The sequence below is a fragment of the Flavobacterium sp. UBA4197 genome (genome assembly GCF_002379575.1).
Classification (GTDB): domain Bacteria; phylum Bacteroidota; class Bacteroidia; order Flavobacteriales; family Flavobacteriaceae; genus Flavobacterium; species Flavobacterium inviolabile.
The window spans coordinates 1-14,136 of the sequence record NZ_DFUB01000004.1 but is presented as its reverse complement, the minus strand read 5'-3'; the positions used below and the strand labels follow the sequence as shown (position 1 = coordinate 14,136).

Annotated in this window: 14 protein-coding genes; 13 read left to right on the top strand and 1 reads right to left on the bottom strand. The window is 41.3% G+C overall.

Features of this window, described 5'->3' with window-relative positions; translation table 11 throughout:
- Nucleotides 1–26: 26 nt before the first annotated feature.
- From sufC to B3394_RS01105, 12 genes are all read left to right on the top strand, one after another.
- Entirely contained in the window at nucleotides 27–773 is a 747-nt protein-coding gene (gene sufC, locus B3394_RS01160) for a Fe-S cluster assembly ATPase SufC (protein WP_177731015.1), read from the top strand.
- A gap of 48 nt (nucleotides 774–821) precedes the next feature.
- Nucleotides 822–2,138 (top strand): Fe-S cluster assembly protein SufD, encoded by a 1,317-nt coding sequence (gene sufD, locus B3394_RS01155; RefSeq protein WP_177731017.1) that lies wholly within the window; start codon nucleotides 822–824, stop codon nucleotides 2,136–2,138.
- Nucleotides 2,139–2,384: 246 nt separating this feature from the next.
- Nucleotides 2,385–3,638 (top strand): TolC family protein, encoded by a 1,254-nt coding sequence (locus B3394_RS01150; protein WP_177731019.1) that lies wholly within the window; start codon nucleotides 2,385–2,387, stop codon nucleotides 3,636–3,638.
- Complete coding sequence (locus B3394_RS01145; RefSeq protein ID WP_177731021.1) at nucleotides 3,639–4,640, top strand: efflux RND transporter periplasmic adaptor subunit; 1,002 nt, start codon at nucleotides 3,639–3,641, stop codon at nucleotides 4,638–4,640. It abuts the gene before it with no gap.
- Nucleotides 4,641–4,651: 11 nt separating this feature from the next.
- Nucleotides 4,652–4,951 (top strand): DUF190 domain-containing protein, encoded by a 300-nt coding sequence (locus B3394_RS01140; protein WP_177731023.1) that lies wholly within the window; start codon nucleotides 4,652–4,654, stop codon nucleotides 4,949–4,951.
- A gap of 3 nt (nucleotides 4,952–4,954) precedes the next feature.
- Complete coding sequence (locus B3394_RS01135; RefSeq protein ID WP_177731025.1) at nucleotides 4,955–8,080, top strand: efflux RND transporter permease subunit; 3,126 nt, start codon at nucleotides 4,955–4,957, stop codon at nucleotides 8,078–8,080.
- Nucleotides 8,081–8,280: 200 nt separating this feature from the next.
- On the top strand, nucleotides 8,281–9,501 hold the full coding sequence (locus B3394_RS01130) for an aminotransferase class V-fold PLP-dependent enzyme (protein WP_286912082.1): 1,221 nt from the start codon (nucleotides 8,281–8,283) through the stop codon (nucleotides 9,499–9,501).
- A gap of 12 nt (nucleotides 9,502–9,513) precedes the next feature.
- Nucleotides 9,514–9,993: a hypothetical protein gene (locus B3394_RS01125; RefSeq protein WP_177731027.1), complete on the top strand. Its 480-nt coding sequence runs from the start codon at nucleotides 9,514–9,516 to the stop codon at nucleotides 9,991–9,993.
- Between the two features lie 4 nt (nucleotides 9,994–9,997).
- Entirely contained in the window at nucleotides 9,998–10,417 is a 420-nt protein-coding gene (locus B3394_RS01120; RefSeq protein ID WP_177731029.1) for a SufE family protein, read from the top strand.
- Nucleotides 10,418–10,422: 5 nt separating this feature from the next.
- A complete protein-coding gene (locus tag B3394_RS01115) occupies nucleotides 10,423–10,746 on the top strand; it encodes an SUF system Fe-S cluster assembly protein (RefSeq protein WP_177731031.1) in 324 nt (107 codons plus the stop codon).
- Nucleotides 10,747–10,764: 18 nt separating this feature from the next.
- A complete protein-coding gene (locus tag B3394_RS01110; protein ID WP_177731033.1) occupies nucleotides 10,765–11,268 on the top strand; it encodes a DUF2480 family protein in 504 nt (167 codons plus the stop codon).
- An 81-nt stretch (nucleotides 11,269–11,349) separates the two neighbouring features.
- Entirely contained in the window at nucleotides 11,350–12,222 is an 873-nt protein-coding gene (locus B3394_RS01105; protein ID WP_177731035.1) for a DUF3078 domain-containing protein, read from the top strand.
- 45 nt (nucleotides 12,223–12,267) lie between these two features.
- On the opposite strand, the gene hflX is transcribed toward B3394_RS01105, so the two are convergent.
- A complete protein-coding gene (gene hflX / locus B3394_RS01100; RefSeq protein WP_177731037.1) occupies nucleotides 12,268–13,503 on the bottom strand; it encodes a GTPase HflX in 1,236 nt (411 codons plus the stop codon).
- A 164-nt stretch (nucleotides 13,504–13,667) separates the two neighbouring features.
- Between hflX and B3394_RS01095 the strand changes: the two genes are divergently transcribed.
- The coding region (locus B3394_RS01095; protein WP_286912078.1) for a choice-of-anchor J domain-containing protein at nucleotides 13,668–14,136 on the top strand (469 nt) is incomplete at its 3' end.

The following is a 14,136-nucleotide window of genomic DNA, read 5'->3' as shown; positions in this document are numbered from 1 at the left end:
TTTAAAAATTAAACATTGGAAACAAAATGTTAGTTATAAAAAATTTACACGCTAGCGTAGAAGATAAAGAAATATTAAAAGGAATCAATCTTGAAGTAAAAGCAGGAGAAGTTCATGCGATAATGGGACCAAACGGAGCCGGGAAAAGTACCTTATCATCGGTTATTGCCGGTCGTGAGGATTATGAAGTGACCGAAGGGGAAATCCTTTTGGAAGGGGAAGACCTGACCGAACTGGCACCGGAGGAAAGAGCACACAAAGGCGTGTTCCTGTCGTTCCAGTATCCTATTGAAATTCCGGGAGTTTCGGTTACGAACTTTATGAAAACGGCGATCAACGAAACCAGAAAAGCAAAAGGTCTGGAAGAAATGCCGGCTAATGAAATGCTGAAAATGATCCGTGAAAAATCGGAGCTGTTGGAAATCGACAGAAAGTTTTTATCCCGTTCGTTAAACGAAGGATTTTCCGGAGGTGAGAAAAAACGTAATGAGATCTTCCAGATGGCAATGTTAGAACCAAAACTGGCTATTCTTGACGAAACCGATTCCGGATTGGATATCGATGCTTTGAGAATTGTGGCCAATGGGGTTAACAAACTAAAAAGTGAAGAGAATGCCGTAGTTGTGATCACGCACTACCAAAGATTGTTAGACTATATTGTTCCTGATTTTGTACACGTTTTACACGATGGTAAAATCGTTAAGACCGGAGGGAAAGAGCTGGCTCTGGAACTGGAAGAAAAAGGATACGACTGGATTAAAAACGAAAACTAGATTTCAAAAAAGATTGAAAGCATATTCAATTTTTGAAACGTAGCAAACATGGATTTAAAAGAAAAACTGATCTCCTCTTTTATGGCTTTTGAAGAGCGTGTAGATGTGCAGGCAACCCTGCACGATACCCGTACAGAAGCATTAAAGAATTTTGAAAATAAAGGCTTCCCGACTAAAAAAGAGGAAGCATGGAAATATACCTCACTGAATGCGGTTTTAAAAAATGATTTCAGTGTATTTCCTAAAAATGAAAGTGCTGTAGATTTTAAAGAAGTAAAAAAATACTTCCTGAACGATGTGGATACCTACAAAATTGTTTTTGTAGACGGTGTCTTCAGTTCGTTTTTATCTTCTACAACACATGACGGACAGGATGTTTGTCTGATGTCTTCGGCATTGACAAAGCCTAAATATAAAATGATCATCGATACCTACTTCAACCAGGTTGCGGACAAGGAAGAAAGCATGACTTCCCTGAATACCGCTTTTGCCTATGAAGGAGCGTATATCAACATCCCGAAAAGCAAGATTGCCGATAAACCGATTGAAGTAATTTACTTCTCCACAGGAAATGAAGCCGCTTTGATGGTACAGCCCCGAAATTTGATTATCGTTGGGGAAAACGCCCATGTGCAGATCATAGAGCGTCATCAGAGTCTGAATGAGAACCCGGTTCTGATCAACTCGGTAACCGAGATCTTTGCCCACAAACGCGCCATCGTGGATTTCTATAAAATCCAGAATGACGTGCAAACGGCAAACCTGATTGACAATACCTATATTTCCCAGAAACAGGAAAGCATCGTGTCGGTACACACCTTCTCTTTTGGAGGGAATATCACCCGAAACAACCTGAATTTCTACCACCAGGGCGAAAGAATAGACAGTACTTTAAAAGGAATCACCCTTATTGGCGACAAACAACACGTGGACCACTATACTCTGGTGCACCACGCACAGCCAAACTGCGAAAGCCACCAGAATTACAAAGGAATCTATGGCGATAATTCGACAGGGGTATTCAACGGTAAAATATATGTGGAAAGAGAAGCACAGAAAACAGATGCTTTCCAGCAGAACAACAATATCTTACTGAGTGATAAAGCCACGATTAATGCCAAGCCGCAATTGGAAATTTTTGCAGATGATGTAAAATGTTCACACGGTTGTACGATCGGACAATTGGACGAAAGCGCCATGTTCTATATGCAGCAGCGCGGAATTCCTAAAAAAGAAGCGAAAGCGTTGTTAATGTATGCCTTTACAAGCGAAGTAACATCCAGTATTAAAATCCCGGAACTAAAAAATAAGATTGCCCGTATTATTGCGACTAAATTAGGCGTAAACATGGGGTTTGACTTATAATTAGTGATTACAATAATTAAAAAGCCTGGCAGTTTTGTCAGGCTTTTTTTGTTTTAAATCGTTTTTATTCGCGTTTTAGTATGCTTCATTTGAGCTTATTACGATTTTTATTGTTAATTTTATTAACAGAAATTGAAAATCTAATAAAAATCTAATGACATAAATTAGTTTTTATTTTAGTGAACATAGAATTTTGTTGCAGAATTATGATTTGTTGTTGAATACAATTTTTCAATACTGTTTTATATGAAATTGAAACTATTTCTCACTTTTGTTTTACTGGTTACAGCAAAAGATGTTTTAATGTCACAAACCGTTTATGACATTAAAACCGCCCTCCAAACGGCAAAAGCCAACAACCGGGAGCTAAAAACCGAACAGCTTAATGTTCAGGTGGCTCAGGCCGATGTTGTAACGGCAAAATTAAGACCCAATTTGTCGTTGAATAACCAGACGTTACAATTGGCAGAATCGGCACATTATGCTCCGGATACCAAATGGAGCAATTCCCAGAACAGACAGGTATGGTGGCAGTTAACCAAACAGTTCCAGCTGCCTTCGCAAAGAAAAAACAAAATTGATGTTGCGAATAAAGGTGTTGCGGTTACAGAAGCGAACTACAAGGATTTTGAGCGAAACTTACTAACGGAAGTTGCCATGAACTGGCTGGATGTATGGCTGTCGCAGAAAAAATGGCAAACCGCATTAATGGCAAAAAACAACTGGGATACGTTGGTTACCGTAAACAAAAGCCGTCTTAAAAACCAGGTGATCACCACTACAGATTACAGCAGGACAGAACTGGTAGCCAGTCAATACAACGTGCTGGCACAAACGGCAAAACAGGATTACCAGAACAAGCTCAACAACCTCAAATTCATTTTGGGCGTTACGGATGACATCACGATTGCCGGTGACGATGCCGTGGAGCTGGGCGCTCTGGCAAACCAGGAAGAACTGCTCAACAATGCTATCGAAAACAGAAGCGATATCAATGTGCTTAAAAGCAATATTGAAGTCATGAAAAGCAATGTTTCCCTTCAAAAAAGCTTAGCCTATCCGCAGCCGGAACTGGGCGCTGTTTACAACCCGCAGAACAACGTTCCGTATGTCGGGATATACGCAACTATCGATCTGCCTTTTTTCGACAGAAATCAGGGAGAAATTAAAAAATCGCAGGTAACCAGAGATAAAGCAGAGCAGGAACTGATCACGTCCAAGGAAAAGATCAAAACGGAGATCAGTAATGCCTATACCAGCTACAAACAATTTGAACAGAATGCGGCCAATCTGAAAAAAATGCGGGAACAATCCTATCACATTTTAGACAATGTGAAATATGCCTACATGAGAGGCGGAACCACCCTGATTGACTTTCTGGAAGCACAGCGAACCTGGTATGACACGCAGGAAAACTATTATGAAGCGATATACCAGCATAAAGAAAGTTACATCAAATTACTATATACAACAGGTTTAATACATCAAATAGCACAATAAATGAAAAGCGTTTTCTCACTCGTAATCATGATGCTCTTATTTTCTTGCAATTCCAAAGAAACCAAGAAAGAAGAAGCACCACAACCTCCAAAAGTCGAAGACAATGGTACCCGTATAACGTTTAAGGATAAAGCCATCTTTAAACTGTTTAAAACCGAAACAATAGCCGATGGTTCCATTACCGGCGACCTGGTTTCGGTAGGATTGGTAGGAGCTACCGTTTTAGGATCCGACTCCGGAAGTTCGAATAATATTGTTTTATTTGAAAACCCGGAACTGGCATCGAACTATACACAGTTAATCCAGCACCAGATCAATATTAAACAGATCAGCAATGTCAATATCAAACAAAGACAGATCGAGCTGGCCAGAGCAAAAGACCTGAACCTTCACGGCGCGATGACCGGACAGGAATTGCTGAATACCCAAACAGCGCTGTCGATGGAAATGACAAATCTTTCCAATGAAAAAGCGGCGATAATCGAGCATGAAGCAATGCTGAAATCGGCGGGATTTGATCCGGACTTATTGCGCAGAGCGAAAAAAGGAACGGCTTATCTGGTGAGTGATATTCCGGAAAACCAGATCAGCAAACTGAAAGTGGGCGACATCTGCAGAATACAGTTTACCGCTTACCCGAATGATAAATTTACCGGGAAAATAGAAGCGATTGCCGACCGTGTGGATTTTACAACCCGTATGGTAAAACTCAGAATCGGACTGGACAATACCAACAATAAATTAAAAGTTGGAATGTATGCCAACGTTGCTTTCGGACTGGAAAGTGACAACACGATGAGCGTTCCTAAAATGGCGATCGTTACCGTTCAGGGAATGAACTATGTTTTCATTCAAAAAGACGATGCACAGTTTGAGAGAAGAAAAGTAGAAGTAGGGCAGCAAATTGGCGACAGAGTAGTAGTGTTTAGCGGAATAAACAAAGGAGAGAAAGTCGTTACCCAGGGAATAATGCAGTTAAAAGGATTGTCTTTTGGATATTAATTTTAAAAAGTATGATACAGGCTCAGATTTTTATTGATAAAGATGAATTGAAAGGAATCAAACCTTTATACGAATTCATTTTGCTGTTCTTATTGGAAAGAAATATTGCCGGCGCAACAGCTTTTGTGGGCATTATGGGATTTGGTAAACACCAGAAACTGAAGCGCCCCAATAGCGGGTTTTCATTTGATGAAACGCCGCTGGTAATTACTTTTATCGATGAAGAAGAAAAAGTGAAAAATGCGTTAACAGAATTAAGAAATCAATACAGCGGCGGTTTTATTATAACACAGGCTGTGGAACAATGGTAAAAAATGATTAAGAACTTACTTTTATTCTCACTGCGAAACCGATGGATCGTAGTGGGTATAAGCATCGCATTAATGCTTATAGGTTACCTGTGTTTCACACAACTAAAAATAGAAGCCTATCCGGATATTGCCGATACGAACGTAATTGTTGTGGCGCAGTATAAGGGAAGAGCGGCAGAAGAAGTAGAGCAACAGGTTACGGTAGCGATTGAAAGAGCGCTTCAGAATACACCGAATGTACTGGACAGAAGAAGCCGGACCATTTTTGGTTTGGGAATCGTTCAGCTTACGTTTAAAGACGGAACGGATGATTATTTTGCCAGACAGCAGGTTATGGAACGACTGGCAACCGCAGAATTACCGGAAGGGGTAGATGTGGAACTGGCACCGTTATCGACTGCCGTAGGTGAAATTTTAAGATATGTGGTGGAAGCACCGCCAAGCTATACGCCAACGGAAATACGCGACTTGCAGGATTGGGTGATCAAACCGTATTTACTGCAAACAGACGGTGTGGCGGATATTACCACCTTTGGCGGACCGCTGAAACAATTTCACATTCAATTGTCGCCGGATAAACTTCGAAAATACAACCTGAGCATTGCCGATGTGGAAAGCAAAATTGTGGCCAACAACATCAACTCGGGCGGTAACACGATAGAACGTGGCGGACAGGCTTTTGCCGTTAGGGGATTAGGAGCCATCAAAACGGAAAAAGACATTGAAAATATCGTAATTAAAACGGCGAACGGCTTACCGGTATTTATCCGTGATGTGGGCGATGTGGAAATTGCACCACCATCTCCAAGCGGGGTTTTAGGATATACCATCAATGCCGAAAAAGTAGATGTGAGCAATGGCGTGGAAGGAATCGTATTGTTAAGAAGATACGAAAACCCGAGTGAAGCCTTACAGAAACTAAAACAGCGTATTACCGATTTGCAGGATCACGGCCTTCCGGAAGGGGTAACGATCAGAACGCTATACGACAGAAGCTTCCTGATTAACCACTCTTTGGAAACCGTTGGAAAAACCTTGTTTGAAGGGGTTAGTATCGTAATCCTGGTTTTAATTTTCTTTTTAGGAAGTTTCAGAAGTGCGTTGGTAGTAGCCTTAACAATTCCGTTTTCACTGTTGTTTGCGTTTATCATCATGCGGTTAACCGGAATTCCGGCCAACTTATTATCCCTTGGTGCGATCGATTTTGGTATCATCGTGGACGGAGCCGTTGTAATGGCGGAACACCTGATCAGGAGGTACCGCAAGGCCAGTGTGGAAGAACGGAAAGAAGGAATTGTAGCGATAACGATGTTGTCTGCCCAGGAAGTAGGACGTGAGATTTTCTTTTCCGTGGCCATTATCATCCTGGCTTATATGCCGATATTGTTAATGACCCGTGTGGAAGGAAAACTGTTTTCACCAATGGCGCTTACATTATCTTTCGCGGTAATCGGTTCCATGCTGGCAGCCTTAACGCTAATCCCGGTATTGATCTCCTTTGTGTACAACAAAGTGGTATCCAATGTTGATGCGGAAATTAAAGAACACAAAAATGTTGTCCTGGACTTTTTAGATAAAAAATACAATAACTTTTTGTCGGTTACCCTGAGAAAATACAAAAGAACCGTTTATATCGGAATGTTTTTTGTACTGGTTTTAATTGCTTTCGGAGCGAAACTGGGATCGGAATTTTTACCGGCATTGGATGAAGGTTCCATTTTTTTCAGAGGAAACTTTGCATCGGGCATTTCAATCCAGGAAAATGCAACATATTCCCCTAAGATCAGGAAAATCATAGCCAAGTATCCGCAGATATCATACGTTATTACGCAGGCAGGAAGAAATGATGACGGAACGGATCCTTTCCCGGCGAACCGAAACGAGATACTGATAGGACTGAAAGATTACAAACTGTGGAGCGATACCATTACGAAGAAAGATCTGGTAAAACGCATCAGCGCCGATCTGGAACACCAGCTGCCAAGCGTGCGGTTCTCATCCGGTCAGCCAATTATTGACCAGGTAATGGAAATTGTAACGGGTAGTGCTGCCGATCTTGCAGTGAGTATCGTCGGGGACGATTTAAAACTGATGCGGGCCAAAGCCGACAGTATCGTTTCGATTGTGAACAACATGAAAGGAAGTGCTTCCGTTAATATCGAGCAGGAAGGACCACAGGATCAGCTGTCGATTACCATTGACCGGGAAAAAACGGCCCGATTCGGGATCAATGTATCCGATATCCAGGATATTATTGAAGCCGCGATTGGTGGAAAAGCCGTTACCACACTATACGACGGGGTGAAACGCTATGATGTTATCGTGCGTTACCTGCCGCAGTATCGTGCCAATATTGATGAAATCAAAAACTTACTGGTAACCTCTACCAGCGGTTCGCTTATTCCTATCGAACAACTGGCAGATGTGAGCTTTATTCAGGGTCAGACCAACATTTACCACTATAACGGCAAACGTATGATTACCGTGAGAACCAATATTGTAGGCCGTGATCAGGTAGGATTTGTAAATGAATTACAGGCAAAAATTAAAAAATCCATTCCAACACCAAAAGGCTATGAAATCATATACGGAGGTCAGTATGAAAACCTGGAAAGAGCCGGTAAACAATTGTTAATGACTATTCCGTTAACCATCGGGCTGGTATTTATACTGTTGTTTTTCCTGTATAAAAATTTCAAAGACACCTTGTTAACAATGACCTGCATACTGTTTGCACTGGGCGGCGGAATCGTAGCCTTACTGCTTCGGGGTTATTATTTCAACGTATCGGCCGGAGTTGGTTTCGTTTCGATCTTCGGAATCTCAGTAATGGCAGGAGTATTGCTGGTTTCGGCGATGAACCGGGCAAGCCTGATCCCGGATGAAGAAGATTTCAAAGACAAGGTACAGCGAACAGCCAAAGAACAGCTGCGGGCCATCATGTCGATTATCATACTGGCCGTTCTGGGATTAATACCGGCAGCAATTTCTTCGGGAATTGGTTCCGATGTTCAACGACCGCTGGCAACGGTAATTATTGGCGGATTATTGAGTACACTACTGTTTACACCAATCGTCATTCCGCCGTTGTATTACTGGCTGCATCCGGAGAAAAAAAGAAAACCCTAAATAACGAAAGCCCCGATTACCGTCGGGGTTTTTTATTGGCATTCCGGCAAAAGACAAATAGCCTTAAATCTGTCTTAATTTATTCTTGTTTTAAATAAACATCCCGTAAATTTGCATAAAAATAAAATGAAACGGATTTGCAGGTGCTAATAACCTGCTTTGAAGTTCCGTCTGACCTTAAAAAAACAAGACAAAATCAGATGAAAAAGATAGACATTCAGGCTGTAAGAGCCGATTTTCCAATACTTTCACAAACAGTTAACGGCAAACCATTAGTATATTTTGATAACGGAGCAACCGCTCAGAAACCGAAAGTGGTTATTGATGCGATTACAAAGTATTATGAAGAAATTAATGCCAATATTCACAGAGGTGTTCACACGTTGAGCCAGTTGGCTACAGATGCCTATGAAGTATCCCGTAACACGATACAAAGCCACCTGAATGCGAAGCACAACTATGAAATCATTTTTACTTCCGGGACCACACATGGCATCAATCTGGTTGCAAACGGTTTTGCCGCTATTTTGAAACCGGGCGATGAGGTAATGGTTTCGGCCATAGAACACCACAGCAACATAGTGCCGTGGCAGATGCTATGCGAACGCACCGGTGCCCGGCTGGTTGTCATCCCGATGAATGAAAACGGAGAATTGATCATGTCTGAATTTGACCGTTTGCTGAATGAAAAAACAAAGGTGATAACCGTTAACCATATTTCCAACGCATTGGGAACCCTTAACCCGATTGCGGAGATTATTGAAAAAGGGCATAAAGTTGGCGCTGCCGTTTTAATTGACGGAGCGCAGGCAACGCCGCACTTACGTCCGGATGTTCAGGAACTGGACTGTGATTTTTATGTGTTTTCAGGACACAAGGTTTGCGGGCCAACCGGTATCGGGATTTTATATGGTAAAGAAAGCTGGCTGAACCGGTTACCGCCGTATCAGGGTGGTGGGGAAATGATTAAAGAAGTGACTTTCGAAAAAACCACATACGCCGAACTGCCGCATAAATTTGAAGCGGGAACGCCCAATATCGCCGGAGGAATAGTGCTGGGTAAAGCCATTGACTATCTTAATTCCATCGGGTTTGACGCTATTGAAGCGCACGAACAGGAATTGCTGGCTTACGGAACAAAACGACTATTGGAAATCGAAGGACTGAAAATATACGGAACCGGAGCTAAAAAAGCATCGGTAATTTCGTTTAATATTGAAGGCATTCACCCGTACGATATTGGTACGATTGTTGACAAATTAGGTATAGCGGTGAGAACCGGACATCATTGTGCACAGCCCATTATGAACTTTTTCGATATTCCGGGAACGGTAAGAGCCTCTTTTGCTTTTTATAATACCAAGGAAGAAATTGATATATTTGTAGAAGCGGTTAAAAAAGCACAGCAAATGTTATCCTAAAAAACAAAAAAGATGAAACTATTAACGCTTTTAGTAGCAGTTGTTGTTAGCTGTACAAGCTGCAACTCTGCCCAGCAAAAAACAACTGACGATTCCGGTAATACAACAACAGCAACCATGAAACAGGAAAAGGAATCACCCGTTTTTGAATATGAAGCCTCTTCAAGAGGACTTTATACTAAAATTGTTCTGGACAATAAAGCCTTAAAAGTTGTAAAGGGAAGAGGCGACTCGGCAGTGCCGAAAACCATTGCGGTTTCCGATAAAGACTGGAATGAAATCCTGGGGTATTTTAAAAACCTGGATTTAGCCGGAATCCCGAATCTGAAAGCGCCTACCGAAAAAAGATTTTATGACGGAGCGGCTATGGCAAACTTTAAAGTAATTACAAAAGACGGAACCTATGCTTCCGATACTTTTGACCATGGATTTCCGCCGGCAGCCATTGCAAAAATTGTAAACAAACTAAACGAACTGACTGAAAAAAAATAAAACAATGACCATAAAAGATATTCAGGAAGAAATAGTCGATGAGTTTTCCATGTTTGACGACTGGATGCAGCGATACGAATACATTATCGAATTGGGGAAAAGCTTGCCGCTGATTGATGAAGAATATAAAAAAGAAGAAAATATAATCAAAGGATGCCAGTCGAAAGTATGGCTTCACGGAGAAGAACAAAACGGTAATATTGTTTTTACGGCCGATAGCGATGCCATATTGACCAAAGGAATTATTGCCATATTGATCCGCACGTTTTCCAATCAGTCGCCGCAGGCAATACTGGAAGCGAATACGGATTTCATTGACGAAATCGGATTAAAGGAACACTTGTCGCCAACCCGTGCCAACGGATTGGTGTCAATGATTAAACAAATAAAAATGTATGCTTTGGCGTTTCAGGCCAAAAACTAAAGAATATGGAAGAGTTTAACGATACAATCAATTTGGGAGAGGATGTTGTAAAAGTACTGAAAGGTATTTATGATCCGGAAATCCCTGTGGATATTTACGAATTGGGTCTGATTTATGACGTGATGATCAACGAGGATAACGACGTAAAAATCCTGATGACTTTAACATCTCCTAACTGTCCGGTAGCAGAAACGCTGCCTATGGAAGTGGAAGAGAAGATCAAATCCATTAATGCTGTTAAATCCTGTGAGGTGGAAATCACGTTCGATCCGCCCTGGAGTAAGGATTTAATGAGCGAAGAAGCCAAACTGGAATTGGGAATGCTGTAATCAACGGGCAATAAAAAAATGGAAGAAATTGTAAATAGGGTTGCCAATAGCGCTCTGGAGGTTTTTGACCTAGAGGATTATTATCCGGAAGGACAGCGGTTTGCGATTGATATTGCCCAATGGCTGTTTGAAGGATTTGTCCTGCGCGAAAAAGACTTTCGGGAGCAATTAAAAAATTTCGACTGGTCTGTTTATAAAGGCGGCTATGTGGCCTTGTTCTGCTCAACGGATGCGATAGTCCCGGCATGGGCCTATATGCTCATTACGTCTTATTTAAAGCCGTTTTCCGAGAAAGTCTACCTCGGTTCCCTTTCGCAGATGGAAACCTCTTTATTTCAGGATATTTTAAACCGGCTGGATTATTCGGCCTATGAAGGTAAGCCTGTTATTATTAAAGGCTGCTCTAAAAAACCGGTTCCGCAGGAAGTATATGTACTGGCGACAGAAAAATTAATGCCTGTTGCCAAAAGCATTATGTTTGGCGAAGCCTGTTCTGCCGTACCGATTTACAAGAGAAAATAGACTTTTGTCGGTTTTTACGTCGTAATTTTGTGATTTTTTTTTGTTTTTTTGTTACTTTGTGTGAACAGAAAAACCTTATCTATGAGAAAAATTGCTTTTTCACTGCTTTGTTTCATCGGTACGATTGCCGTACAAGCACAGGAAACCGTTCAGGATACGACCAAACACTGGACGAAAAAAGGAAATGTTTCGTTTCTTTTTAATCAATCTGCTTTTAATAACTGGGTTGCCGGAGGTGAGAATAATATCGCAGGTAATCTGGGTATAAATTACGATTTTAACTACAAAAAAGGACCGTGGTCCTGGGATAACAAGATTATCGCAGCCTATGGACTTGTAAAAACAAAGAACTCCGCTTTTGAGAAAAAAACGGATGACCGTTTCGAGTTTAACTCCCTGCTTGGAAAAAAAGCCTCAGGATATTGGTACTATTCTGCTTTTTTAAACTTTAAAACCCAGATGACAAAAGGATATGTTTACGGCACGGATACTGATGGTGCAGAAACGCGTTCGGAATATACGAACTTCCTGTCTCCGGGATATCTGACTTTTGGCCCGGGTATGCTGTGGAAGAAAAGCGATAACCTTAAAGTGAATCTGGCGCCGGCTACTTCTAAAGTGACCATAGTAGACAAAGATTTTACCCTTCCCAACAATGCCTATTTTGGTGTGGATCAGGGGAAAAGTTTACGTTATGAACTTGGTTTTTATGCTTCCGGGTACTATAAATTCAGTTTAATGGAAAACGTTTCGTTTGAAAACATCCTGAGTTTGTATTCGAACTATCTGGAAGATCCGCAAAATATCGATTTGGATTACCAGTTAAACATCGTGATGAAAATCAATAAATACCTGTCAACGAATTTAGCGTTCCAGACCATCTACGATGACAATGCCTTCAAAGGATTCCAGATCCGTCAGGTTTTGGGAGTGGGTATTAATTACGGTTTCTGATAACCATTATAGAAATAAAAAAAGCCCGATCAAATCGGGCTTTTTTTATGCTTCATTGTCTTCTTTTTCAACAGCATCCTTATAATCGGGATATAAGAAATTGTTATACGGGAAACGGGTGATATGAATAGTTCTTACCGCTTCATATACTTTTTCCCGGAATTCCTCGAAATTCTCTTTGTTCGTTGCCGAAATAAACAGCGCATTATCTTCTCCCACTTTAGACATCCAGGTGTTTTTCCAGTCTTCAAGGGTATAGTGCTTGCTGGTACGTTCCGTGATCAGATCATCGTTGGCTATCGTTAAATGCTTGTAGGCATCAATCTTATTGAACACCATGATGGTTGGCTTGTCGGCACTCTTGATGTCCTGTAAAATCTGGTTTACCGAGGCGATATGATCTTCAAAATCAGGATGTGAGATATCAACCACATGCAGTAATAAATCGGCTTCGCGAACTTCATCCAGCGTACTTTTAAAGGATTCTACCAATTGTGTCGGAAGCTTGCGGATAAAACCTACCGTATCCGATAACAGGAACGGAAGATTTTTAATAACCACTTTCCGAACGGTAGTGTCCAGTGTTGCAAACAATTTGTTTTCAACAAAAACGTCACTTTTTCCAATCGCATTCATTAAGGTCGATTTTCCAACATTGGTATATCCCACTAAAGCCACACGAACCATCGCTCCGCGGTTACTGCGCTGTACCGACATCTGTCTGTCGATCGTGCGGATTTTTTCTTTTAGCAAAGCAATCCTGTCCCTTACAATTCGACGGTCGGTTTCGATCTCCGTTTCTCCGGGACCACGCATACCAATACCACCCCGCTGGCGCTCCAGGTGGGTCCACATACCGGAAAGCCTTGGCAGCAAATATTGGCATTGTGCCAGTTCAACCTGTGTACGGGCATAGGAAGTCTCTGCTCTTTGTGCAAAGATGTCCAGGATAAGATTCGTTCTGTCCAGTACTTTACAATCCAATACCCTTGTAATATTTTTTTGCTGAGCGGGAGTTAACTCGTCATCAAAAATAACCGTCTTAACATCATTATCTTTTATATAATAATTGATCTCCTCCATTTTACCGGTTCCTACAAATGTTTTAGGATTTGGTTTTTCCATCTTTTGGGAAAAGCGTTTAATGACTTCCCCGCCGGCAGTAAAAGTAAGGAATTCCAGCTCGTCGAGATACTCACTAAGTTTCTCTTCCGACTGCTCCTTAGTAATGATTCCTACTATTACAGTCTTTTCAAAATTGATTACTTCTTTTTCTAGCATTTTATTCTTTTGAATTGCAAAAATAAGCAATTCCTGCCGAATCAGATGTGTTAAAATATTGTAACAAAAAACGGTTTTTTTGTTTATTTTAGAAATATAAGTTATTTATTTGTTAAATAGGCATTATATTTAAAAACTACTAAAACTATATAACACAAATGCTTATGAAAAAAATTACGCTTTTAATTTTTATGTCATTATTGAGTTTTGTGGGCTTTTCCCAGACTTTTCCTGAAGGTTTTGAGGGAGCTTCTGCCTTGCCAACAGGCTGGCTGATCCTTGATAATGGTGTAGGAATGGGACCATCAAACACCAATTTATGGCTTCGAAGTGGGCCTAACTCGGCGACTTCACCGCCACACACCGGGCAATATGCCTATTCCGTTGAACGGGTAAACATTGGAATCGGAAATACCGAAGAAGACTGGTTAATCACTCCCCCGGTTACCATTCCCGCAAACGGACAATTACGCTTTTTTGCACAACAAGGCCGTGCCGGAGATCAGGGATCTAAATTACAGGTTCGTATTTCAACCGGCAATGTTCAGAATAACATGAGCAGCTATACCATAATGGCCGCTGATTTAACCGAATCACAAATATCTTCAACAGCAGGAACTTATGTAGAACAGG

Coding starts and splice junctions, on each gene's coding strand:
- hflX (WP_177731037.1), bottom strand. CDS start 13,503: ATGCTAGAAAAAGAAGTAATCAATTTTGAAAAGACTGTAATAGTAGGA.
- sufD (WP_177731017.1), top strand. CDS start 822: ATGGATTTAAAAGAAAAACTGATCTCCTCTTTTATGGCTTTTGAAGAG.
- B3394_RS01130 (WP_286912082.1), top strand. CDS start 8,281: ATGAAAAAGATAGACATTCAGGCTGTAAGAGCCGATTTTCCAATACTT.
- B3394_RS01110 (WP_177731033.1), top strand. CDS start 10,765: ATGGAAGAAATTGTAAATAGGGTTGCCAATAGCGCTCTGGAGGTTTTT.
- sufC (WP_177731015.1), top strand. CDS start 27: ATGTTAGTTATAAAAAATTTACACGCTAGCGTAGAAGATAAAGAAATA.
- B3394_RS01120 (WP_177731029.1), top strand. CDS start 9,998: ATGACCATAAAAGATATTCAGGAAGAAATAGTCGATGAGTTTTCCATG.
- B3394_RS01135 (WP_177731025.1), top strand. CDS start 4,955: ATGATTAAGAACTTACTTTTATTCTCACTGCGAAACCGATGGATCGTA.
- B3394_RS01105 (WP_177731035.1), top strand. CDS start 11,350: ATGAGAAAAATTGCTTTTTCACTGCTTTGTTTCATCGGTACGATTGCC.
- B3394_RS01125 (WP_177731027.1), top strand. CDS start 9,514: ATGAAACTATTAACGCTTTTAGTAGCAGTTGTTGTTAGCTGTACAAGC.
- B3394_RS01115 (WP_177731031.1), top strand. CDS start 10,423: ATGGAAGAGTTTAACGATACAATCAATTTGGGAGAGGATGTTGTAAAA.
- B3394_RS01150 (WP_177731019.1), top strand. CDS start 2,385: ATGAAATTGAAACTATTTCTCACTTTTGTTTTACTGGTTACAGCAAAA.
- B3394_RS01145 (WP_177731021.1), top strand. CDS start 3,639: ATGAAAAGCGTTTTCTCACTCGTAATCATGATGCTCTTATTTTCTTGC.
- B3394_RS01140 (WP_177731023.1), top strand. CDS start 4,652: ATGATACAGGCTCAGATTTTTATTGATAAAGATGAATTGAAAGGAATC.